We start from the raw sequence: 23,010 nt of genomic DNA on the forward strand, positions 1-23,010 counted from the left end.
CCCCGTAGTGTTCTTGTCGCTGTCTTGTCGTTGGTATGGCCCGCGTCAGTTGCTGAACATTAGCGCGGTCAGCAGGAAATCCAGCCCCAGCACGGCCAGCGACGCAATCACCACGGTGCGGGTGGTCGCGCGCGAGACGCCTTCCGGCGTGGGCTTGGCCTCGAAGCCCTGGTACAGGGCAATAAACGTCACGGCAATGCCAAAGATAAAGCTCTTGATCACGCCATTGAGCACGTCGGCGCGCACATCGACGCCGCCCTGCATCTGCGACCAGAAGGCGCCGGCGTCAACGCCGATCAACTGCACGCCCACCACGTAGCCGCCCAGGATGCCGACCGCGCTGAAGATCGCCGCCAGCACCGGCATGGCGATCACGCCTGCCCAGAAGCGCGGCGCGATCACGCGCTGCAGCGGGTTCACCGCCATCATTTCCATGGCCGTCAGCTGCTCGCCCGCCTTCATCAGGCCGATCTCGGCAGTCAGCGAGGTGCCGGCGCGGCCGGCGAACAGCAGCGCGGTCACCACCGGGCCCAGCTCGCGCACCAGCGACAACGCCACCAGCAGCCCAAGCGCCTGCTCGGACCCGTAGCGGTTCAGCGTGTAGTAGCCCTGCAGGCCAAGCACGAAGCCGACGAACAGGCCCGACACCGCGATGATCACCAGCGACAGGTTGCCGACAAAGAAGACCTGGTCGGTCACCAGGCGGAAGCGGCGCAGCAGCGTCGGCGACAGGCCCAGCAGCGTCAGGAACATGCGCGTGGCGCGGCCCAGCCCCGACACGCTGCGGCGCACGGCCGCGCCGATGGTGGTAAAGAAGTCCGTCACCGCGCTCCTCCGGCGAAATCCTCGGCCAGCGAAGGTCCGGCGTAGTGGAACGGCACCGGGCCGTCGGCCTCGGCATGGACGAACTGGTGCACGAACGGGTCGGTGGAGGCACGCAGCGCCTCGGGCTCGCCCTGCGCGACGATGCGGCCGTCGGCAATGAAATAGACGTAGTCGGCGATCTGGAAGGTCTCGTGCACGTCGTGCGAGACGATGATCGTGGTGGCGCCCAGCGCGTCGTTCAGGCTGCGGATCAGGCGCGCGGTCAGTCCGAGCGAGATCGGGTCCAGCCCGGCAAAGGGCTCGTCATACATCAGCAGCGCCGGGTCCAGCGCAATCGCGCGCGCCAGCGCCACGCGCCGCGCCATGCCGCCCGAGATCTGCGCCGGCATCAGGTCGCGCGCGCCGCGCAGGCCGACCGCGTTGAGCTTCATCAGCACCAGATCGCGGATCATCGAGTCGGGCAGGTCGGTGTGCTCGCGCAGCGGGAACGCCACATTGTCGAACACCGACAGATCGGTAAACAGTGCGCCGAACTGGAACAGCATGCCCATCTGGCGGCGCACCGTGTACAGGCCGCGGGTATCCAGCGTGTGGATATCGGTGCCGGCAAAGCTGACCGTGCCTGCCTGCGGACGGACCTGGCCGCCGATCAGCCGCAGCACCGTGGTCTTGCCGCAACCCGAGCCGCCCATCACCGCAATCACCTTGCCACGCGGGAATTGCATGGTCAGGCCGGACAGGATCGGCTTGCCGTGGTCCGCATAGGCGAAGTCCACCGCAGTCAGTTCGACGAGGTTTTGAGCAGAATCGGTCACGTTGGCACCGGTCAGGACAGTCGCGCATTATAAGGTGTACTACCTAGCCCTGCTGGCGCCCGTGTGCCCCGCGCCACATGCCCCCGTCGGGGGAGCCTCCCAGACTTGCCCTAGCCCCCCAAACCTGCCCATCCCTTTGCTGCTCAAGGCTCCTGTATCGGCGAGACGTCCTTCAGGATCACCTGCCATTGGATAGATTCCGAGCGGATCGCGGTGGCAAACGCCTCCGGCGAATCGCGCAGCGGCGTGACCCCCGCCGCCTGCAGGCGCGAACGCACCTCGCGCTCGGACATGACCGCGTCGAGCTCGACCGCCAGCCTGGCGACGATCGCGCGCGGGGTCTTGGCCGGCGCCATCACGCCAAACCAGGCGGCCGCGGCATAGCCTTCCAGCCCCGACTCCTGCAACGTCGGCACCAGCGGCGCCAGCGGCGAGCGGGCCACGCCCGTCACCCCGAGCAGGCGCAGCCCGCCGCTCCTGACCTGGCCCTGGACCGCGGCAAACGAACAGAAACAGGCACTGACGCGGCCGGCCAGCATCTCCTGGACCACGGCGGCCTCACCCTTGGCGGTGACCAGCGGCACGCCGCTGCGGATGCCGCGCACGGCGTACTCGGCGTACAGGTGGGAGGGGCTGCCCGGCTGGCCGTAGCCATAGCTGTAGGAGCCCGGGTTCGACCTGACCGCGGTCATCCATTGCTCCGGCGTGCGCATGGGCAGCCGGGCATCGATCACCAGGAACAGCGGCGTGGTGGCCACGCGCGCAACCGGCGTGAAATCGCGCACGACGTCGTACGGCACCGGCTCCAGTCCGGGCTGGATCAGCATATTGGCCTGGTGCAACAACAGGGTGTGGCCATCGGAGCTGGCCTTGGCGACCACGTCGCCGGCGATGGTGCCGGCGGCGCCAGGTCGGTTGTCGACCTCCACCGGCACGCCCAGCCGCACGGAGAGGCGCTCGGCCAGCATGCGCGCCACCGCATCGGCAACGCCGCCGGCCGGGAATGGCACGATCAGGCGCATCGGGCGGTCGGGGAACGACATGCTGCGGGCGAGCTGCTGGGTCCCCGCATGCGCCGGCATGGCTGGCACCGCAAGCGCCAGCGTGGCACACCCCAGGGCATACAGGCACAGGAAAGACCGGAGCCAGCGCCGGACTGCGCCCAGTGGGGGGCGCGGCGCGAACTTCGCTTTACCTCGCCAAAGCCGCGACAAATTGCGCACTTCGGGCATCAATTTCCTCCGGCCGGTCCCCTGAGGAGGCGGCAAGCTGGTTCTGGGGAAAAAGGATTTGCGAGGCAGTTTCCGTTAGTTGTTTTTTGAAAATTGTAAGGACATTGCTCAGGGCACCACAGGCACGTAAACCATAGCCGGGAGAACCCTGAAGGCCCCGCCAGGCCTTGCCAAACGCGCCATGGCGGGCATGGATGCACGGACCTCGCCGGCTATAATCGGCCGATGACGATTTTCACCGTGCGGCCGATGGTCACAGCCGACCTGCCGGCCGTGCTGGCGGTACAAGCCAGCTGCTATACCGAAGTCCTGCTGGAGAGCCAGGCCGCGCTGGCAAGCCGGCTGGCGCTGTCCCCCGCCACCTGCTGGGTCGCGGACGATCCCGGACATCCCGGCGCGCTCGCCGCCTACCTCTTTACCCACGCCTGGCCCGAAGCCACCCTGCCGCCGCTGGACGGCCTGCTCGACCATGGCTGGCGCCATGGCGCCGGGCCGGACGCCCTCACCTGGTTCGTGCACGACATGGCGGTGGCGCCCGCCGGACGCGGCGCGGGCCTGGCGCCGCGCCTGTACGCCGCGGCACAGGCGGCCGCGCGCGCGGCGGGGCTGCGGCGTTCGCGGCTGATCGCGGTGCAGTCGGCCGCGCCGTGGTGGCGCAGGCTCGGGTATGCCCCGGTGGCGGCCCACACGGCCGCCGCCCATGCGGCCAAGCTGGCCAGCTACGGCGCCAGTGCGGTGCTGATGGAGTGCACGCTGGCCGACTGAGCGCTGCGCCGGCGCGAGGACGACAAAAAGCCCGCCGGCTTGCGCCAGGCGGGCTTTTTGTTCCTGCCGGGGTGAATCAGCGCGGCAGTTCGGTGTGGCCCATCAGGAAGGCATCGACCGAACGCGCGGCCTGACGGCCTTCGCGGATCGCCCACACCACCAGCGACTGGCCACGGCGCACGTCGCCGGCGGCGAACACCTTGGGCACGTTGGTGTGGTAAGCACGCTCGCCCTCGGTCGAGGCCTTGGCGTTCTTGCGCGCATCGGTATCCACGCCAAACGCTTCCAGCATCGAACCCACCGGGTTGGTGAAGCCCATCGCCAGCAGCACCAGGTCGGCCGGCAGGATGAACTCGCTGCCTTCGACTTCCTGCATGCGGCCATCCTTCCATTCGACGCGGCAGGCCTTCAGTGCGGTGACCTTGCCGTTTTCGCCGATGAATTCCTTGGTGGCGACCGACCAGTCGCGCTCGCAGCCTTCATCGTGCGACGACGAGGTGCGCAGCTTGATCGGCCAGTACGGCCACACCAGCGGCTTGTCCTCTTCTTCCGGCGGCTGCGGCAGCAGTTCAAACTGCGTCACCGAGGTGGCGCCATGGCGGTTGGATGTACCCACGCAGTCGGAGCCGGTATCGCCGCCACCGATCACGATCACGTTCTTGCCCTCGGCGCGGATCTCGTTTTCGCCGTCGCCGGCCACTTCCTTGTTCTGCGGGATCAGGAATTCCAGCGCGAAGTGGATGCCGGCCAGGTCGCGGCCCGGCACCGGCAGGTCGCGCGGCACTTCCGAGCCGCCTGCCAGCACCACGGCGTCGAACTGGTCCATCAGGGCCTGGGCCGAGATGGTTTCACGGGCGTAGTTCTTGATGCCGGCCGGCAGTTCGCCGTCGGTCACCATCACGCCCGGACGAAAGGTCACGCCTTCGGCCTGCATCTGCTCGATGCGGCGGTCGATCAGCGTCTTCTCCATCTTGAAGTCGGGGATGCCGTAGCGCAGCAGGCCGCCGATGCGGTCGTTCTTCTCGAACACGGTCACGTCATGGCCGGCGCGTGCCAGCTGCTGCGCGACAGCCATGCCAGCGGGGCCGGAGCCGACCACGGCCACGGTCTTGCCGGTCTTGTGGCGCGGCAGCTGCGGCCTGACCCAGCCCTCTTCCCAGGCCTTGTCGATGATGGCGTGCTCGATCGACTTGATCCCCACCGGCAGTTCATTGATGCCCAGCGTGCAGGCGGCCTCGCATGGTGCGGGGCAGATGCGGCCGGTGAACTCGGGGAAGTTGTTGGTCTGGTGCAGCACCTCGATCGCCGACTTCCAGTCCTGGCGGTACACCAGGTCGTTGAAGTCGGGAATGATGTTGTTGACCGGGCAGCCGTTGTTGCAGAACGGGATGCCGCAGTCCATGCAGCGCGCACCCTGGATCTTCGCTTCGCTGTCGGACAGCGCGAACACGAATTCCTTGTAGTGCTTCACGCGCTTGACTACCGGTTCGTAGCCTTCGTTCTGGCGCGGAAATTCGAGAAAGCCAGTCGCCTTACCCATGTTGCGTCCTTGGTCATGCTGCGCGGGACCGGCGGCGTCGCCAGCCCTGCGGTGGGGTCAGAATCTTGTCAGGGCCGCGGCGGCTGCCGCGGCCCCTCTGCGTGGTTGCGTTGCGCTCGCTCAGGCCGCGATGGCTTCGCGGTCGCTGTCGCGGGCGGCCTGTTCCTTGGCGTACATCTCGCCCAGCGCGCGCTTGTACTCGGTCGGGAAGACCTTGACGAACTTGCGGCGTGCCGTGGTCCAGTCGGCCAGCAGCGCCTTGGCGCGCTCGGAACCGGTGTAGCGGAAATGCTGCTCGATCAGGTTGCGCAGGATGACTTCATCCAGCACGCGCTTGCCGTCGACCTTGTGCCACGAAGCCTCGGGCTGGCCCTTCTCCTGGTCGGCCGAGGCCAGCACCGCTTCCAGCGCCACCATCGAGGTGTTGCAGCGCTTGTCGAACAGGCCGTCCTCGTCGTAGACGTAGGCCACGCCGCCCGACATGCCGGCCGCGAAGTTGCGTCCGGTGCCGCCCAGCACCACCACCGTGCCGCCAGTCATGTACTCGCAACCGTGGTCGCCGGTACCTTCCACCACTGCCACCGCACCCGAGTTGCGCACCGCGAAGCGCTCGCCGGCCACGCCGTTGAAGAACGCTTCACCGGCGATGGCACCGTACAGCACGGTGTTGCCGACGATGATGTTGCGGGTCGGGTCGCCGCGGAACTCATGCGGAGCGCGCACGATCACGCGGCCGCCCGACAGGCCCTTGCCGACATAGTCGTTGCCGTCGCCCACCAGGTCCAGCGTGATGCCGTGCGCCAGGAACGCGCCGAACGACTGGCCGGCGGTGCCTTGCAGCTGGATGTGGATGGTGTCGTCCGGCAGGCCTTCGTGGCCATGCTGGCGCGCCACCACGCCCGACAGCATCGCGCCGACGGTACGGTTGACGTTCTTCACCGGCTGGATGAACGAGACCCGCTCGCCCTTCTCGATCGCCGGGCGGGCCTTGGCGATCAGCACGTGGTCCAGCGCCTTGCCGGCCTCGGCCGACAGGCCGTGGTCCTGCACGTCGGTGTGGTACAGCGGCACGTCCGCGCCCAGCGACACCTGGTGGAAGATGCGGCCGAAGTCCAGGCCGCGCGCCTTCCAGTGCTCGATGCCGGGCTTGGTGTCGAGCAGGTCGGCGCGGCCGACCAGCTCGTCGAACTTGCGGATGCCCAGCTGGGCCATGATCTCGCGGGCCTCTTCTGCCACGAAGAAGAAGAAGTTGACCACGTGTTCCGGCTTGCCCTGGAACTTCTTGCGCAGCTGCGGATCCTGCGTGGCCACGCCCACCGGGCAGGTGTTCAGGTGGCACTTGCGCATCATGATGCAGCCCTCGGCCACCAGCGGCGCCGTGGCGAAGCCGAATTCGTCGGCCCCCAGCAGCGCGCCGATGACGACGTCGCGGCCGGTCTTCATCTGGCCGTCGGCCTGCACGCGGATGCGGTTGCGCAGACCGTTGAGCAGCAGGGTCTGCTGCGTTTCGGCCAGGCCCAGCTCCCACGGCGTGCCGGCGTGCTTGATCGACGACCACGGCGAAGCGCCGGTGCCGCCATCATGGCCGGCGATCACGACGTGGTCGGCCTTGGCCTTGGCCACGCCCGCGGCCACCGTGCCGACGCCGACTTCGGACACCAGCTTGACCGAGATGTCCGACACTGGGTTGACATTCTTCAGGTCGTGGATCAGCTGTGCCAGATCCTCGATCGAATAGATGTCATGGTGCGGGGGCGGCGAGATCAGGCCCACGCCCGGCACCGAGTAACGCAGCTTGCCGATGTAGTCCGAGACCTTGTGGCCGGGCAGCTGGCCGCCTTCGCCGGGCTTGGCGCCCTGCGCCATCTTGATCTGGATCTGGTCGGCCGAAGCCAGGTATTCGGCGGTCACGCCGAAACGGCCCGACGCCACCTGCTTGATCTTCGAGCGCAGCGAATCGCCTTCCTGCAGCTCCAGGTCGCGTTCGATCACGTTGTCGCCCAGCAGGCCCTTGAGGGTATCGCCCTGCTTGATGGGGATGCCGCGCAGCTCGTTGCGGTAGCGCTTCTCGTCCTCGCCGCCTTCGCCGGTGTTGGACTTGCCGCCGATGCGGTTCATCGCCAGCGCCAGCGTGGTGTGGGCTTCGGTCGAGATCGAGCCGAGCGACATCGCACCGGTGGCGAAGCGCTTGACGATCTCCTTGGCCGACTCCACCTCTTCCAGCGGAATCGCCTTGGCCGGATCGACCTTGAACTCGAACAGGCCACGCAGCGTCATGTGGCGCTTGCTCTGGTCGTTGATGATGTTGGCGTATTCCTTGTACGTCTGGTAGGCGCCCTTGCCGTCGTCGGCGCGCACCGAGTGCTGCAGCTTGGCGACCGAGTCCGGGGTCCACATATGCTCTTCGCCGCGGATGCGGAAGGCGTATTCGCCGCCGGCGTCGAGCATGCTTTCCAGCACCGGGTTGTCGCCAAAGGCGTCGCGGTGCAGGCGCAGGGCTTCCTCGGCCACCTCGAAGATGCCGATGCCCTCGACGTTCGACGGGGTGCCATGGAAGTACTTCTGCACCAGTTCGCGCGACAGGCCGATGGCTTCGAAGATCTGCGCGCCGGTGTACGACATGTAGGTGGAGATGCCCATCTTGGACATCACCTTGAACAGGCCCTTGCCGATCGCCTTGACGAAGTTCTTGACGGCCTTCTCGGGCGACAGGTCGCCGGACAGGCCCTGGGCCATTTCGGCCAGCGTTTCCATCGCCAGGTACGGATGCACGGCTTCGGCGCCATAGCCGGCCAGCAGCGCGAAGTGGTGCACTTCACGGGCGGTGCCGGTCTCGACCACCAGGCCGGTGGACGTGCGCAGGCCCTTCTCCACCAGGTGGTGGTGGATGGCGGACGTGGCCAGCAGCGCGGGAATCGCGACATGCTCGGCATCCACGCGGCGGTCCGACACGATCAGGATGTTGAAGCCCGAACGCACCGCATCCACGGCTTCGGCGCACAGCGAGGCCAGGCGCGCTTCGATGCCTTCCTTGCCCCAGGCCTTCGGGTAGCAGATGTTCAGCTCGTACGAACGGAACTTGCCGCCGGTGTAGTGCTCGATGTTGCGGATCTTGGCGATGTCCTTGAAGTCCAGCACCGGCTGGGACACTTCGAGGCGCATCGGCGGGTTGATGTTGTTCAGCTCCAGCAGGTTCGGCTTCGGGCCGATGAACGACACCAGCGACATCACCATGTTCTCGCGGATCGGGTCGATCGGCGGGTTGGTGACCTGGGCAAACAGCTGCTTGAAGTAGTGGTACAGCGTCTTGTTCTTGGACGACAGGATGGCCAGCGGCGAGTCGTTGCCCATCGAGCCGGTGGCTTCCTCGCCGGCCAGCGCCATCGGCGCCATCAGGAACTTGACGTCTTCCTGGGTGTAGCCGAAGGCCTGCTGGCGGTCCAGCAGCTTGGCCACGGGCTTCTTCTCGGCGGCAACGTCTTCCGGCTTGGCGTCGAGCTCGTCCAGCTTGATGCGCACGGCGTCGATCCAGCTCTTGTACGGCTTGGCGTTGGCCAGGTTGTCCTTGAGTTCCTTGTCGTCGATGATGCGGCCCTGCTCCATGTCGATCAGGAACATCTTGCCCGGCTGCAGGCGCCACTTCTCAACGATGCGCGACTCGGGGAACGGCAGCACGCCGGCTTCCGAAGCCAGCACCACGATGTCGTCCTCGGTCACGTAGAAACGTGCCGGGCGCAGGCCGTTGCGGTCCAGCGTGGCGCCGATCTGGCGGCCATCGGTGAAGCAGATCGCGGCCGGGCCGTCCCACGGCTCCATCATGGCGGCGTGGTACTCGTAGAAGGCGCGGCGGTTGTCGTCCATCAGCGTGTGCTGTTCCCAGGCTTCCGGGATCATCATCATCATCGCGTGGACGAGCGGGTAGCCGGCCATCGTCAGCAGTTCGAGGCAGTTGTCGAACGATGCGGTGTCGGACTGGCCCGGGTAGATCAGCGGCCACAGCTTGGGCAGGTCGTCGCCGAGCACCGGCGACGAGATCGCGCCGGTGCGCGCGTTGATCCAGTTGACGTTGCCCTTGACCGTGTTGATTTCGCCGTTGTGGGCGACCATGCGGTACGGGTGGGCCAGTTCCCAGGCCGGGAAGGTGTTGGTCGAGAAGCGCTGGTGCACCAGGGCCAGGGCCGAGACGGCGCGCTGGTCCAGCAGGTCCAGGTAGTACTCGCCAACCTGGTTGGCCAGCAGCAGGCCCTTGTACACCACGGTGCGGGCCGACATCGACGGCACGAAGTATTCCTTGCCGTGCTTGAGCTTGAGCGCCTGGATGGCGTGGCTGGCGGTCTTGCGGATGACGTAGAGCTTACGTTCCAGCGCGTCCGTGGTCATGATGTCGCGGCCGCGCCCGATGAAGATCTGGCGGATCACCGGCTCGGTGGTGCGCACCGTCGGCGACATCGGCATCTTGGCGTCGACCGGCACGTCGCGCCAGCCCAGCACGACCTGGCCTTCCAGGCGGACCGTGCGCTCCAGTTCCTGCTCGCAGGCCAGGCGCGAGGCGTGTTCCTTCGGCAGGAAGATCATGCCCACGCCGTATTCGCCGGCGGGCGGCAGGCTCACGCCCTGCGCGGCCATTTCCTCGCGGTAGAACTGGTCCGGGATCTGGATCAGGATGCCGGCACCGTCGCCCATCAGCGCATCGGCGCCGACCGCACCCCGGTGGTCCAGGTTCTCCAGGATCTTCAGGCCCTGCGAGATGATCTCGTGGGACTTCTTGCCCTTGATATGCGCGACCATGCCGACGCCGCAGGCGTCATGCTCGTTGCTGGGATCGTACATGCCCTGCGCTTGCGGGCGCAGGTCAATGGCGTGGGAAGACTCGCTGGTCTGCGCTTGTGCCTGAGCTTGGGCCGAAAGATTTTTCGTTTGGTCCACGGGCTGAATTCCGGTGAAGGCTGCGCGAACTGGCTGGGCGTACCGGAACGGGGACCGCGCGCTTTCTCGTTTTCTTTATTCCTCCACCCAAACCGGAAACCGGCGGGACGGAAAATGGGGACGAAGCTGTCAGCGGGCCGCAGCGGCGTACACGAGCGTGACGCGCCGCACAATGACTGTGGGTGGAGCAACTATATGGGAATCGCGTTCGCCTCGCAAAATTTTTAAATGGGGTCGGATCACATTAAGTTACGCACCGTTTCGGTGATCCATTTAAATGGGGACATATTAATTATGCGACGGCTCTGGCACATCCACCGGTGCCGTTTGCACCTTTTTGGGGCGCCCTTTCGGCAGCGGTTGCACGCGCCGGGTTGCGTGCCGCTCCAATTGGGCCAGGAACGCTTCGTCGCCAAGCGGCCAGCCGCTGTGGGCATGGGCGCGCAGGGTCTCCAGGGTCTTGCCCGACAGGCCCTCGGCGCTCAGCATCCGGTAATTCGACTGGCGCTCGAACGGCGTATTGCCCAGCTCCCAGTACGCGGAGTGGTCGCTCACAAACGGGCTGGCCTCGATGCCGGCGTGATGGTGGTAGCTGCTCCAGCGGTCGCCCTCGGGCGCGCTCACCTCGCCCGCGCGCAGCGCGTTGCCCTCGACATAGAGCATCGCCGGCAGCATCCACCGGGCCGGGTCGAACACCGCGGAACGGAAGCGCCCTTCCCACAGCGTGCCGGTGCGGCTGGCCACCCGGTTGAAGTAGCGCGCATAGCGCCGCCCCACCGCCTGCATGGTCAGGCTCAGCGAGTCTGACTCCTTGGGCGTGGCCACCAGGTGAACGTGGTTGGGCCGCAGCGCGTAGGCGTGGATGGCAAGGTCATGCTCGCGCGCGGCCATGCGCAGGCAGTCGAGGTAGTGCAGGTAGTCGTCCGGCCCCAGGAATACGGGCTGGCGGTTGTTGCCGCGCTGCAACACCAGGGCGGGCAGACCGGCGGGGGAAAAGCGGGGAAGGCGTGCCATGACAGTCATGCGAGCATAGATGCCCGCATCATAGCCTGATCCGTCCCCACTTATGCGGCAGGCTGGCGCGCCGATTGGACGGCCAGCCGGAACGCGGCCGTCAGTTGCCTTCGCTGACCGCGAAGATGCGGTGGTGCTCGCGGATCGCGTAGCGGTCGGTCATGCCCGCGATGTAGTGGGCAATCAGACGCGACTGGTCGCCGCCATGGCTGGCCTGGTACTGCGGCGGCAGCAGGCGCGGGTCGGACATGAAGGCCTGGAACAGGTCGCCGACAATGCGCTGCGCCTTGGCCGACATACGCATCACCAGGTAGTGCCGGTACAGGTGCCGGAACAGGAAGCGCTTGAGTTCGGCTGCTTCTTCATGCATCTGCGGGCTGAAGCCGACCAGCGGGCCGGCGGCGCGCACCGCGTCGATATTGCGCGGGTTGGCCGCGGCGATATTGCTGCTGGTGGTCTCGATCAGGTCGACGATCAGCGTATTGATCATGCGCCGGACCGTCTCGTTGATGGCGCGCCGGCCGTTGACGCCAGGGAAGACTTCGGCCACCTCGGCGCGGTGGCGGGCCCACATCGGCACCTCGTCGAGCTGCTCCAGCGTCAGCAGCCCCGAGCGCAAGCCGTCGTCGATATCGTGGTTGTTGTAGGCGATCTCGTCGGCGAGGTTGGCCAGCTGCGCCTCCAGCGACGGCTGCGTGCCCTCCAGGAAGCGCCGGCCCAGCTCACCCAGCGCCGAGGCATTGACCCGCGAGCAATGCTTGAGGATGCCCTCGCGCGTCTCGAAGGTCAGGTTCAGCCCGTTGAAGCCGCCGTAGCGCTCTTCCAGCTCGTCCACCACCAGCAGGCTCTGCAGGTTGTGCTCGAAGCCGCCGTGGTTCTTCATGCAGGTATTGAGCGCATCCTGCCCGGCGTGGCCAAAGGGGGTGTGCCCCAGGTCGTGCGCCAGCGAGATCGCCTCGACCAGGTCTTCATTGAGGCGCAGGTTGCGCGCGATCGAGCGGGCGATCTGCGCCACCTCCAGGCTGTGGGTCAGCCGGGTGCGGAACAGGTCCCCTTCATGGTTGACGAAGACCTGGGTCTTGTACTCGAGCCGCCGGAACGCCGTGCTGTGGATGACCCGGTCGCGGTCGCGCTGGAATTCGCTGCGCGACAGCGATGCGGGTTCTGCATGCACCCGCCCGCGCGTCTGCGCAGAGCGGGCGGCGTAAGGGGCGAGATGGCTTTCAAAGTCGGTCATGCGGCGCGTCCGGTGGCTGGGGCGGGGTGGCGAGGCATAACCGATCGGTCAGGCGACCGGGGCCTCGGTGGGTGGTTTGAGCACGGCGTGCGCGAGCGTGGCGCGCAGGTCAGCGTCCGGCACGGTGGTGATGAACGCTTCGCCGAGCTGCTTCAGCAGGATGAACTTGATGCTGCCCGCCTCGGCCTTCTTGTCGACCTTCATCAGTTCGATATAGCGGTCGGCACCGAGTTCCGGCGCCACCACGGGCAGGTTGGCGGCCTGCGTCAGCTCACGGATGCGGGCGCGGGTCTCGGTGTCGATAAAGCCCAGCCGGTGCGACAGGTCGGCGGCCATCACCATGCCGCAGCCGACGGCCTCGCCGTGCAGCCAGGCGCCGTAGCCCATGCCGGCCTCGATCGCATGGCCGAAGGTGTGGCCGAAATTGAGGATGGCGCGCAGGCCGCCCTCGCGCTCGTCCTGGGCCACCACGCCGGCCTTGATCTCGCAGGAGCGCTGCACGGCGAGCGCCATCAGGTCCGGGTCGCAGGCATTCAGCGGCTTGATATTGCGCTCGATCCAGCCGAAGTACTCGGCATCGGCGATGGCGCCGTGCTTGATGACCTCGGCCATGCCGGCGGCCAGTTCGCGCGCGGGCAGCGTGCGCAGCGTGTCGATGTCGGCAATCACCGCGTTGGGCTGGTGGAACGCGCCGATCATGTTCTTGCCGAGCGGGTGGTTGATGCCGGTCTTGCCGCCCACCGACGAATCCACCTGCGCCAGCAGCGTGGTCGGCATCTGGATGAAGGGCACGCCGCGCATGTAGCAGGCCGCGGCAAACCCGGTCATGTCGCCCACCACGCCGCCGCCCAGCGCGACCAGCGTGGTCTTGCGGTCGGCGCCGGCCTGCAGCAGCGCGTCGAAGATCCGGTTCAGCGTTTCCCAGTGCTTGAAGGCTTCGCCGTCGGGCAGCGTGACGGTGCGCACGGTCTTGCCGAGCGCGGCCAGGGCCGCCTCCACCCGCGCCGCGTAGAGCGGGCCGACGGTTTCGTTGGTGACGATGACGGCGTGCTGGCCGCGTACATGCGGGCGCAGCAGTTCGGCGTTGTCCAGCAGGCCGGTACCGATATGGATGGGGTAGCTGCGCTCGCCCAGGTCGACTTCAAGCGTAATCATGGATTGGGGTCCTGCGCCGGCGGCTCCGACGCTTCCGGCGGCGCGGAGGCCGGCTGCGGGGGATCGATCGGGAAACCGGCCATTTCAAGTTGCATCAACACCATATTAGCAAGCTGCGCCACCGAAGGCTTGCCGGTTTCGATGATGAAGTCGGCAACCTCGCGGTAGAGCGGGTCGCGCTCGGCATAGAGCGCCTCGAGCTTGCCCTTGGGGTCCTCGGTCTGCAGCAGCGGCCGGTTGCGGTCGTGGCGGGTGCGCAGCCACAGGTCGTGAGGGCTGGCGCGCAGGTACACGACCGTGCCGCGGGCCTTCAGCACCTCGCGGTTCTCGGCGCGCAGCACGGCGCCACCGCCGGTGGCCAGCACAATGCCCTGGCGCGCGGCCAGCTCGCGGATCATCGCGGCCTCGCGGTCGCGGAAGCCGGCTTCGCCCTCGACCTCGAAGATCACCGGGATGCGCACGCCGCAGTGCGCCTCCAGTTCATGGTCGGAATCGAAGAACGGATAGTGCAGGCGCCGCGCCACCGTGCGGCCCACGGTGGTCTTGCCGGCGCCCATCAGGCCGACGAAAAAGAGGTTGGGTCGATCGGATTCCGGTCGCTCGGAGTCAGATCGATCGGCATCGCGCCGATCCTGGGCCTGGCGCTGTGCCGCCGGGCCTGTCGCTGAGGCTGTCACTGGACTGTCGTTCGGGAGCGCGGCATGCGGGCCGTCCTCCCCGGTTGGGAACTGCATCATCTTCTTATGTTGTGGCGCGGCCGGCAAGTGGCGAATGCGGCATGGCCCACATGGCTGGCCCGTCCCGGGGCCGTCTCCGCCCCCCGCGGCGCGCAAAAAAAAGGCCGCATCCCTCGATGCGGCCTGCCAGTCTACTGTATCCGGCGTCCTCCGGACGCCATGTCCCTACCGGAGCGACACGCTCTCGTTCAGGATGCGCGGGGTCAGGAACACCAGCAGCTCGGTGCGGTTGCGCACCTTGGCGTTGTTCTTGAACAGGTAGCCCAGCACCGGGATATCACCCAGCAGCGGCACCTTGTCGGTTTCGTTGGACTCGGTCTGGGTGTAGATGCCGCCGATCACCACCGTGCCGCCGTTCTCCACCAGCACCTGGGTCTGCACGTGCTTGGTGTCGATGGCAAAGCCGGAAGTGGTCTGGATGCCGACGCTGTCCTTGTTCACGTCCACATCAAGCAGCACATTGCCTTCGGGCGTGATCTGGGGCGTCACTTCCAGCTTCAGGTTGGCCTTGCGGAATTGCACCGAGGTCGCACCGCTGGAGGTCGCCGCCTGGTACGGCAGCTCGGTACCCTGCTCGATCAGCGCCTTGATGTTGTTGGCCGTGACCACGCGCGGGCTGGAGATGATCTTGCCCTTGCCATCCGCTTCCAGCGCCGACAACTCCAGTGCCAGGAATTTGGTGGCGGCGCTGTTGAACAGGCTGACCGCGACATTGGCCGGGTTGGTGCCGTTGATGGCACCGGCGGGCAGGCTCAGGAACGGGCCGTTGTCGGAGGTGGCCCCGGGCAGCACGTTGTTGTACGTGTTGCCGACGCGGGCATTGTTGTACTGCCCGGCAAAGCCCAGCTTCACACCCAGGTTGCGGCTGAAGGAGTCGGTGGCCTCGACGATGCGCGCCTCGATGATCACCTGGCGCACCGGGATGTCGATCTTGCCGATGAAGTTCTGCACCTCTTCCAGCTTGCTGGCGATATCCGAGACGAAGAGCTGGTTGGTGCGCGCATCGGCCGTCAACGAACCGCGCCTGGACAGCATGCGCGTGCTGGCGCCCGCCGCCCCGGCGGTACTGACGGCGGCCACGGCACCGCCGCCCGCCCCCGTGCCCAGCAGCATCTTGCGCACGTCTTCGGCACGCTGGTAATTGAGCTGGAAGACCTGGCTGCGGATCGGCTCCAGGTCATTGATCTGCTGCTGCGACTCCAGTTCCAGCTTCTCCTTGGTCTGCAGCTCCGCCTTGGGCGCCACCCACAGCACATTGCCGTTGCGGCGCGAGGCCAGGCCCTTGGCATCCATCACGATCTGCAGCGCCTGGTCCCACGGCACATCCTTCAGGCGCAGGGTCAGGTTGCCCTGCACGCTTTCGCTGGTGATGATGTTCAGGTTGGTGAAATCGGCAAACACCTGCAGCAGCGAGCGGATGTCGATGTTCTGGAAGTTCAGCGACAGGCGCTCGCCGCGGTAGCCTGGGCCACTGATCAGCTTGGTCGGGTCTTCCTTGACCGGGCGCACCTCGACCACGAACTGGGTATCGGTCTGGTACGAGCTGTATTCCCAGTTGCCGCGCGGCTCGATCGTCAGGCGCGCGTTGCCGTTGGTGTCCGAGGCCTGCATGCCCTGCACCGGCGTGCCGAAGTCGCTGACGTCGAAACGCCGCCGCAGGTTGTCAGGCAGCGTGGTGCCGAGGAAATCGACCACGATATTCTTGCCCTGCTGCGCGATGTTGATGCCCGAATCGCGCGAGGACAGGTCCACCACCACGCGCCCGGCGCCATCGGCACCGCGGCGGAAGTCGACATTGCGCACCGACGGCCGCGCCGCCGCGGCTGTGGACGTCGCCGTCGCAGCCGGCGCAAACGTGGGCGCAGCGTTCTTGACCGCCGGCGCCACATTATCCAGCGCCACCACGAAATAGTTGCCGCGCTGGTCGGTGCGATAGGTGGCGTTGCGCGTGAGGTCGAGGATCACGCGGGTACGGTCGCCGATCTGCACCACGTTGGCTGACTTGACCAGCTTGCCGCCGTAGTCGTACTGCGCGCGCCGGTTGGCAAAGCCGGTATCGAAGAAATCGATCGCGAGCCGTGCCGGGTTCTGCGTGGTGAAGTCCGCCGGCTTCTGCGCCAGCGGCCGTTCGAGCTCGATCGTGAACACGGTCTGCTCCCCGACCATGCTGACGTCAACCGACTTGATGCGGTTGCTTTGTGCCAGCGCGGCCGGCGCGGCAATCACCAGCAACAGCGCCATTGCCATTCTTGCGGCGCCCGCGAGCGCACGGTACCAGCGCGCGAGGGTCATGCCGCCACCTCCAGCTTCAGGCTGGTCATTTTCTCTTTCCACTCTGATACCCCCTCCCGGACCAATTCGCGCAGCACGATCTCCTGATCGGTGATGCGGACCACCCGGCCATAGCTCTGGCCGAGATACTGACCCACCTTGATATGGTGGATCTTGTTATCAACCCGCACGATGCCGAAGGTCTCCCCGTGCTTCTTCATCATCCCGAGCATCTTGAAGTTCTCGAGCGGGTAGTCCTCCAGCGGCTCGCGGCGCCGCCCGGCTTCGGGCGAATCCGCCAGCGTCTTGTTCAGCTCGCCGATCTTGGCCTGCGCGAAGGGCTCGGGCGCCTTGGCTGCGGCGTACTCGCGCGGCACATAGGGCCGGGCGTCGGGCAGCGGCTCGGGCGGCTTGGCGCGCGCGCTGCGTGTGGCATCCATCCACTGGCGCAAGGCGTCTTCATCGCTGGCGCCGCAGGCGCCGAGCAGGCCGACGGCCAGCGCCGCCGCCGCGAACGTGCGTGGCGCCGTGATCCACGCGAGGCTGCGGGTACGGGCGGTGCGCCTCATTTGGCACCTCCTGCCTTGGCTGCCGCAGCGGCTGCCGCGGCCTTGCGCTGCGCGGCCTGCTCGTCCGGGTCGAGCGCGCGGTAGGCCATCGCCACCGCCTCCATCGACATCCCGCCTTCCTTGGTATTGGCCAGCTGCAGGTTCTGCATCGACACGATCCGCGACAGGGCCGCAACGTCGGCATTGAACTGCGCCACCTCGTGGTAGCGCCCGGTCACGCGCAGGTTCACCGGGATCTCGGCGAAGTAGGGCTTGATCACCGCCCCCTGCGGCTTGAACAGCTCGAACTGCAGCCCGCGTGCGACACCGGCGTGGTTGACGTCGGCCAGCAGTGCATCCATCTCGGCCTTGTTGGGCAGCTGCCGCTCCAGCAGCGCCACGCGCTGCTCCACCTGCTTCTTCTGCTCGCGCAGTGCGTCCAGGTTGGCCACCTGCGCCACCTTGGACTGGTACGCCTGCTTCAGGCTTTCCTGCTCCTGGCGCTGGCGGTCGAGTTCGTCGAACTTGGCGCTCCAGTAGAACTGCCAGCCCAGCAGCAGCACCACGGCCGCGGCCAGCACCGCGAACAGCACGCGCGGCGCGGCCGGCCACGTCTCCGGTTCGTTCAGGTTGAGCCCGCGGAACTGGCCGGTCAGGTCGGCCAGGTTGATTTCAGTATTGAGCGCCATGGTCAGGCCTTTCCGGCTGCGGGTGCGGGAACTGGGGCGGCTGCGGGTGCGGACGCGCCCGGCACGGCCTTCTTGCCGTCGGCCGCCGCTTCCGGCGCGCGGTACGCGAAACGCATCGAGAAGTCGAACAACCGGCGCTGCTCGCGCAGGTTGTTGGTCATGGTGACAGCCTTGGATTCGACCAGCTCGGCCTTGTCCAGCCAGGCCACCCCGCCCAGGTTGCGCAGCAGCTCGGAAATGCGCTCGTTGGACTGCGCCACGCCCGCGATGGTGAAGGCCTCGCCGGTCTGCTTCAGGCTGGTCAGGTAGACGCCCTCCGGCACCTGCCGCACCAGTTCCTCAAGCAGCTGCACCGGGCGGTTGCGCTCGGTCTGCAGGCTTTCAACCGCCTTCTGGCGCTGCAGCAGCGCGTCGATGTCCTTCTTCAGGCTGTTGACCTCGCGGATCTGCCCGTCCAGCCTGGCGTTCTCAGTGCTCAATACCTGGTTGAGCGCGACCACCGAAGCGATGCGCCCGTCGATATAGAAGCCGCCCAGCAGCACCACGGCAGCGCCAGCCACCGCGGCACCGGCCAGCATCGTATAGACCTTCTTGCGGCGTGCTGCCTTGCGGGCTTCGTGGTAAGGCAGCAGGTTGACCGAAGGCAGTGTGTTCGTAGACATCTGATGCCTCCGGTGCGTTATTGCAGGCCGCGCAGGGCCAGGCCGGCACTGACGATGTACGCCGGCAAGTCGCGCTGCAGGTAGCGCTCGTTGACCTTGGCGTTGGTCGCCATGTTGGCGAACGGGTTCGCCAGCGTGGTGGTGATCTTGGTCTGGTGCTGGATTGCCGATTGCACGCCGAGCAGCGACGCATGTCCGCCCGAGAGCAGGATCTCGTCGACCCGGCCCAGGCTGGAACTGGCGATGAAGTTGCCGACCGCGGACTGCACTTCCATCGCCAGTGCATCCAGCGACGGCTTGAGCAACTGCGCGCGCCAGGCTTCAGGCAGCGTGTTCTTGCGCTTCTTGATCTCGGCCTTGAGCGCGTCGAGGGTGAACATGCGCGCCGCACTCTGCGTGAGCTGGTCGCCGTAGCTGTTCAGCGGCTGCTCGTAGAGTTCCTTCCAGCCCTGGTAGAAGATCGCCTTGGAACGGCTGCCGCCCAGGTGGATCACCGCCACCACCGGCAGCGCGCGCGCATCGGCCTCGGGCATCTCGTGCGGCACGCCCAGCATCTGCACGATCGAGCGCTGCACCGCGTATTCCTCGACATCCATGACCTGGGGCTTGAGCCCGGCCATCTCGGCCGCGGTCACGCGCTCCTGCACGCGGTCGCTGTTGGCCGCCGTGACGCGCACGCCGATGCCGCCCTCGGTCTCGCTGGGGCCGATCACGGCGAAGTCGAAGTTGACCGCCTGCGACGGCGGATAAAGCCGGTGCGCCTCGGACTCGACCTGGGAATACAGCTCGTCTTCGGACAGGTTGTCCGGCAGGCTGACCGTCTGTGACTCCGTCAGCATGGACGGCACGCCCAGCACCACGTCCTTCGAACGGATGCCGGCCTTGCCCAGCGCGCGTTTGAGCGCGATCCCGACGGCCTCGATATTGATGACGTTGCCATCGGCAACGGCGTTGCGGTCCAGCAGTTCGCTGGCGCATTTTTCCAGCCGATAGTCTTGCCTGCTGCCCCCTACGGACAGCTCGACTACCTTGACACTGGACGACCCGATATCCACGCCGACCGTAGTCCGGCGTAGAAGCCCCGACAAAATGCCCCGACGCAAGGTGACCCCCTGACTTTTGAACTCGCCCCTGGCTTGAACGCTCTAATCGGGCGAGCCTTGTTTCTTGAATGAAACCTTTGCTCTTTTATGTTGGTCGATTCTCACAAAATCCAGCATCGGTGGCAATGTGCCGAACTGGCGCCGAGTTCTTTTTGAGAAGCCCCTCACCAATCCGTTGCCAAAACCCCACGGTCGTCGGGTTCCCTTCCGTGCCCGCTTGTGCGCCTGCCCGTACCCCTCTAGCTGCACACAACATCGCCGTGCATGCACGCATTCGCCACATTACATCTTGTAACAGCGCGATAGCGGCGCCCGCACCACTGTACGCCCGGGCGGGCCGATGCCGGAAGATATAATCCCGGGCACCCCTGACTAGGTATTTCCCTTATGGCCACCGCACAACACAAGCCGTCCCACCCTGCCCGCCGTCCGATCTGGACGCGGCTCATGTTCTGGGCGGTCGGACTGGTTGTCGCCGGTGCCGTCGTGATTGCGCTGCTGCTCGGCTACGCGCTGCTGGTGGCCGCGCCCAACCTGCCTTCGCTGGACACCATCACCGACTACCGGCCCAAGATCCCGCTTCGCATCTACACCGCGGACAATGTGCTGATCGGCGAATTCGGCGAAGAGCGGCGCAACTTCGTGCCCATCGCCGAGATTCCGGACGTGATGAAAAAAGCGGTCCTGGCGATCGAGGACGACCGCTTCTACGAGCACGGCGGCGTCGACTTTGTCGGCGTGCTGCGCGCCGGGCTGGCCAACCTGCGCGGCGGGCTGTCGCAGGGCGCCTCCACCATCACCATGCAGGTGGCGCGCAACTTCTTCCTGTCCAGCGAGAAGACCTACACGCGCAAGATCTACGAGATGCTGCTGGCGTACAAGATCGAGGCCAACCTGAACAAGGATCAGATCCTCGAGCTGTACATGAACCAGATCTACCTGGGGCAGCGCGCCTACGGCTTCGACAGCGCCGCGCGCGTGTACTTCGGCAAGTCGGTGCGCGAAGTGACGCCGGCCGAGGCCGCCATGCTGGCCGGCCTGCCCAAGGCGCCGTCGGCGTACAACCCGGTGGTCAACCCGCGCCGCGCCAAGGTGCGCCAGGAGTACATCCTGCAGCGCATGCGCGACCTGGGCTATATCACGCCCGACCAGTACGAGCAGGCCGTGCATGCCGAGCTTAAGGTGCGCACCGAGGGCAACGAGTTCTCGACCCACGCCGAATACGTCGCCGAGATCGTGCGCCAGCTGATGTACGCGCAGTACCGCGAAGAAACCTACACGCGCGGCCTGACGGTCTACACCACGCTGACCAAGCCGGACCAGGACGCCGCCTATGAGTCGGTGCGCACCGGCATCATGAACTACGAGCGCAAGCACGGCTACCGCGGCCCCGAGGCCTTTATCGACCTGCCTTCCGACCCGGCCGAGCGCGAGCAGGCCATCGACGATGCGCTGGTCGAGCACCCCGGCAGCGGCGACCTGCGCTCGGCCGTGGTCACCAGCGTGTCGGCCAAGCAGGTGAAGGCGACGCTGCTGTCCGGCGAAGTGGCAACCATCGAGGGCTCGGCGCTGCGCTTTATCGCGCCGTCGCTGTCGTCCAACGCGCAACCCAAGATGAAGATGCGCCCCGGCGCGGTCATCCGCGTGACCCAGGACGAGAAAGGCAACTGGTCGGTGACCCAGCTGCCGGAAGTGGCCGCGGCGTTCGTGTCGATCAACCCGCAGGACGGCGAGATCCGTTCGATGGTGGGCGGCTTCGACTTCAACCGCAACAAGTTCAACCACGTGACCCAGGCCTGGCGCCAGCCGGGTTCCAGCTTCAAGCCGTTCATCTACTCGGCCGCGCTGGAAAAGGGCTTCTCGCCGGCCACGGTGATCAACGACGCACCGCTGACGATCGGCCCCGATACCGGCGGCCAGGTGTGGGAACCGAAGAACTATGACGGCCGCTTCGAGGGCCCGATGACCATGCGCCGCGCGCTGGCCAAGTCCAAGAACCTGGTCTCGGTGCGGATCCTGCGCGCGATCGGCACGCAGTACGCGCAGGACTACATCACGCGCTTCGGCTTCGAGGCCGACAAGCACCCGGCCTACCTGCCGATGGCGCTGGGCTCGGGCGCCGTGACGCCGCTGCAGATGGCGGGCGCGTACTCGGTGTTCGCCAACGGCGGCTACCGCATCAACCCGTACCTGATCCAGAAGGTGGTGGACGCGCGCGGCAACGTGATCTCCGAAACCCAGCCGCAGCGCGCCGGCACCGACGCCGTGCGCGTGCTTGACGCACGCACCGCCTTTCTCGCCGACACCATGCTGCGCGACGTGGTGCGCATAGGCACCGCCAACAGCGCCAAGCAGCGCCTGGGCCGCAACGACCTGGCGGGCAAGACCGGCACCACCAACGACGCGGTCGATGCCTGGTTTGCCGGCTACACGCCCAACCTGGTGGCAATCGCCTGGATGGGATACGACCAGCCCAAGAGCCTGGGCGTGCGCGAAACCGGTGGCGGCCTGGCGCTGCCGATCTGGGTGGGCTACATGAGCAAGGCGCTCAAGGGCGTGCCGGAGTCGCCGGAGCGCCCTGCGCCGGAAGGCGTGCTGATGGTGGGCGGCGACTGGACCTTCGAAGAGAATGCCGGCGGCGCCGGGGTGGCTTCGGTGGGCCTGGGCGATCCGTGGCCGGGCAAGCCGGAGGAGTCGACCAACGCGCCGGCCGACACCGAGACCGAGAAGAAGAAGATCCTGGAGATGTTCGGCGGCGCCTGATCACGGCCGCCAGACAGCGGAAAGCCGGCCCACGAGGCCGGCTTTTCTTTTGCCGCGAGGCAGGCTTTGCGTCAGCCCAGCGTGAGGGCCGCGCCGGCCTGCTCGCTGACGTAGCCCGACAGCGCCGCGTACAGCTCGCCGCCGTTGCGGGTGTCGATCCAGCGCTCGCCGTCGCGGCGGAAGTGGAAGCCGCCGGCGCGCGCGGCCACCCACAGTTCCTGCATCGGCGCCTGGCTGTTGATGATGATCTTGGTGCCGTTCTCGAACTCCAGCTCCATCACGTTGCCGGTGCGGCTGATCTCAATATCGGCGTCGGCCGCGTCGGCGGCCGCCTCGACCGTGGCTTCGATGCGGTCCAGCTCCTGCGTGGCCAGGGCCAGGAACTCGCTTTCGCTCAAGGGGGGCATGCTAAACTCCGAGACCGCCGTTGCCGCCGCTGCCCGGACCGGGCGTACGTGGCGCGAACGGCTTTTTTGTTAAGAATCCTTCGGATGCCCGGCCGTTGCGCGCGGGCCATCCAACGCCTTGCCAACAGCCTAAAGGACGACCCGATGCTGCGTCGTGTTGCGATTGTATCGGCGTTTGCCGCCGCCCTTGCGATGCCCCTACTGGGCGGATGCGGCATCCGCGGGCCGCTGACCATGCCCAAAGTGCCGCCCGAGCCGACCCCGCCGACCGTGACGGATCCGGGCCTGGGCCGCGCCGATGCCATGCCGGCCCCGCCCGCC

The 23,010-nt window shown here is 66.8% G+C and carries 17 protein-coding genes; 2 read left to right on the forward strand and 15 right to left on the reverse strand.

The genetic code is table 11. The features are described 5' to 3' along the window. Positions 1-45: 45 nt before the first annotated feature. From mlaE to AC3WON_RS22655, 3 genes are all read right to left on the reverse strand, one after another. Entirely contained in the window at positions 46-825 is a 780-nt protein-coding gene (gene mlaE / locus AC3WON_RS22645; protein ID WP_492320415.1) for a lipid asymmetry maintenance ABC transporter permease subunit MlaE, read from the reverse strand. After that, positions 822-1,640: an ABC transporter ATP-binding protein gene (locus tag AC3WON_RS22650; RefSeq protein WP_492320416.1), complete on the reverse strand. Its 819-nt coding sequence runs from the start codon at positions 1,638-1,640 to the stop codon at positions 822-824. Before AC3WON_RS22650 ends, mlaE begins: the two co-directional genes overlap by 4 nt. A gap of 143 nt (positions 1,641-1,783) precedes the next feature. Then, a complete protein-coding gene (locus tag AC3WON_RS22655) occupies positions 1,784-2,872 on the reverse strand; it encodes a Bug family tripartite tricarboxylate transporter substrate binding protein (RefSeq protein WP_492320417.1) in 1,089 nt (362 codons plus the stop codon). 225 nt (positions 2,873-3,097) lie between these two features. Between AC3WON_RS22655 and AC3WON_RS22660 the strand changes: the two genes are divergently transcribed. Beyond that, the gene (locus tag AC3WON_RS22660) at positions 3,098-3,637 is read left to right on the forward strand and encodes a GNAT family N-acetyltransferase (protein ID WP_492352800.1); all 540 of its coding nucleotides are present in this window, start codon (positions 3,098-3,100) and stop codon (positions 3,635-3,637) included. Positions 3,638-3,713: 76 nt separating this feature from the next. Here the strand turns inward: AC3WON_RS22660 and AC3WON_RS22665 are convergent, their stop codons facing one another. The 11 genes from AC3WON_RS22665 to pilM all read right to left on the reverse strand — a co-directional run bounded on the left by AC3WON_RS22665 (position 3,714) and on the right by pilM (position 19,504). Further along, on the reverse strand, positions 3,714-5,177 hold the full coding sequence (locus tag AC3WON_RS22665) for a glutamate synthase subunit beta (RefSeq protein WP_492352801.1): 1,464 nt from the start codon (positions 5,175-5,177) through the stop codon (positions 3,714-3,716). Positions 5,178-5,297: 120 nt separating this feature from the next. After that, entirely contained in the window at positions 5,298-10,103 is a 4,806-nt protein-coding gene (locus tag AC3WON_RS22670; RefSeq protein WP_492352802.1) for a glutamate synthase-related protein, read from the reverse strand. 288 nt (positions 10,104-10,391) lie between these two features. Further along, complete coding sequence (locus tag AC3WON_RS22675) at positions 10,392-11,117, reverse strand: transposase (protein ID WP_492320421.1); 726 nt, start codon at positions 11,115-11,117, stop codon at positions 10,392-10,394. Between the two features lie 100 nt (positions 11,118-11,217). Next, entirely contained in the window at positions 11,218-12,354 is a 1,137-nt protein-coding gene (locus AC3WON_RS22680) for a deoxyguanosinetriphosphate triphosphohydrolase (protein ID WP_492352803.1), read from the reverse strand. Between the two features lie 48 nt (positions 12,355-12,402). Beyond that, positions 12,403-13,509, reverse strand: a complete 1,107-nt coding sequence (gene aroB, locus AC3WON_RS22685; RefSeq protein ID WP_010812350.1) for a 3-dehydroquinate synthase — start codon at positions 13,507-13,509, stop codon at positions 12,403-12,405. Continuing rightward, on the reverse strand, positions 13,506-14,066 hold the full coding sequence (locus tag AC3WON_RS22690; protein WP_211982343.1) for a shikimate kinase: 561 nt from the start codon (positions 14,064-14,066) through the stop codon (positions 13,506-13,508). Before AC3WON_RS22690 ends, aroB begins: the two co-directional genes overlap by 4 nt. 345 nt (positions 14,067-14,411) lie before the next feature. Next, on the reverse strand, positions 14,412-16,538 hold the full coding sequence (locus tag AC3WON_RS22695) for a type IV pilus secretin PilQ (RefSeq protein WP_492320422.1): 2,127 nt from the start codon (positions 16,536-16,538) through the stop codon (positions 14,412-14,414). Next, positions 16,535-17,086 (reverse strand): pilus assembly protein PilP, encoded by a 552-nt coding sequence (locus AC3WON_RS22700; protein WP_492320423.1) that lies wholly within the window; start codon positions 17,084-17,086, stop codon positions 16,535-16,537. The genes AC3WON_RS22695 and AC3WON_RS22700 overlap by 4 nt, the downstream gene beginning before the upstream one ends. Continuing rightward, a complete protein-coding gene (locus AC3WON_RS22705; RefSeq protein ID WP_456806731.1) occupies positions 17,083-17,754 on the reverse strand; it encodes a type IV pilus inner membrane component PilO in 672 nt (223 codons plus the stop codon). Before AC3WON_RS22705 ends, AC3WON_RS22700 begins: the two co-directional genes overlap by 4 nt. A gap of 2 nt (positions 17,755-17,756) precedes the next feature. Further along, on the reverse strand, positions 17,757-18,416 hold the full coding sequence (locus tag AC3WON_RS22710) for a PilN domain-containing protein (RefSeq protein ID WP_492320424.1): 660 nt from the start codon (positions 18,414-18,416) through the stop codon (positions 17,757-17,759). 17 nt (positions 18,417-18,433) lie between these two features. Then, positions 18,434-19,504: a type IV pilus assembly protein PilM gene (gene pilM / locus AC3WON_RS22715; RefSeq protein WP_035820419.1), complete on the reverse strand. Its 1,071-nt coding sequence runs from the start codon at positions 19,502-19,504 to the stop codon at positions 18,434-18,436. A 402-nt stretch (positions 19,505-19,906) separates the two neighbouring features. Here pilM and AC3WON_RS22720 point away from each other — a divergent pair, with 402 nt between their 5' ends. Continuing rightward, positions 19,907-22,282: a penicillin-binding protein 1A gene (locus tag AC3WON_RS22720; RefSeq protein ID WP_492352804.1), complete on the forward strand. Its 2,376-nt coding sequence runs from the start codon at positions 19,907-19,909 to the stop codon at positions 22,280-22,282. A 71-nt stretch (positions 22,283-22,353) separates the two neighbouring features. On the opposite strand, the gene cyaY is transcribed toward AC3WON_RS22720, so the two are convergent. Further along, positions 22,354-22,689 carry an iron donor protein CyaY gene (gene cyaY, locus AC3WON_RS22725; protein WP_010812358.1) on the reverse strand — a complete coding sequence of 112 codons (336 nt, stop codon included), beginning with the start codon at positions 22,687-22,689 and terminating at the stop codon, positions 22,354-22,356. Positions 22,690-23,010 lie beyond the last annotated feature (321 nt).

The sequence above is a fragment of the Cupriavidus sp. FW305-46 genome, from assembly GCF_058787075.1.

Excerpts from the sequence above, each read along its gene's own strand:
- AC3WON_RS22660 (WP_492352800.1), top strand. The coding sequence starts at position 3,098 with ATGACGATTTTCACCGTGCGGCCGATGGTCACAGCCGACCTGCCGGCC.
- AC3WON_RS22720 (WP_492352804.1), top strand. The coding sequence starts at position 19,907 with ATGGCCACCGCACAACACAAGCCGTCCCACCCTGCCCGCCGTCCGATC.
- AC3WON_RS22700 (WP_492320423.1), bottom strand. The coding sequence starts at position 17,086 with ATGAGGCGCACCGCCCGTACCCGCAGCCTCGCGTGGATCACGGCGCCA.
- aroB (WP_010812350.1), bottom strand. The coding sequence starts at position 13,509 with ATGATTACGCTTGAAGTCGACCTGGGCGAGCGCAGCTACCCCATCCAT.
- AC3WON_RS22665 (WP_492352801.1), bottom strand. The coding sequence starts at position 5,177 with ATGGGTAAGGCGACTGGCTTTCTCGAATTTCCGCGCCAGAACGAAGGC.
- cyaY (WP_010812358.1), bottom strand. The coding sequence starts at position 22,689 with ATGCCCCCCTTGAGCGAAAGCGAGTTCCTGGCCCTGGCCACGCAGGAG.
- AC3WON_RS22705 (WP_456806731.1), bottom strand. The coding sequence starts at position 17,754 with ATGGCGCTCAATACTGAAATCAACCTGGCCGACCTGACCGGCCAGTTC.
- AC3WON_RS22655 (WP_492320417.1), bottom strand. The coding sequence starts at position 2,872 with ATGCCCGAAGTGCGCAATTTGTCGCGGCTTTGGCGAGGTAAAGCGAAG.
- AC3WON_RS22680 (WP_492352803.1), bottom strand. The coding sequence starts at position 12,354 with ATGACCGACTTTGAAAGCCATCTCGCCCCTTACGCCGCCCGCTCTGCG.
- AC3WON_RS22710 (WP_492320424.1), bottom strand. The coding sequence starts at position 18,416 with ATGTCTACGAACACACTGCCTTCGGTCAACCTGCTGCCTTACCACGAA.
- AC3WON_RS22690 (WP_211982343.1), bottom strand. The coding sequence starts at position 14,066 with ATGGGCGCCGGCAAGACCACCGTGGGCCGCACGGTGGCGCGGCGCCTG.
- AC3WON_RS22695 (WP_492320422.1), bottom strand. The coding sequence starts at position 16,538 with ATGACCCTCGCGCGCTGGTACCGTGCGCTCGCGGGCGCCGCAAGAATG.
- AC3WON_RS22675 (WP_492320421.1), bottom strand. The coding sequence starts at position 11,117 with ATGGCACGCCTTCCCCGCTTTTCCCCCGCCGGTCTGCCCGCCCTGGTG.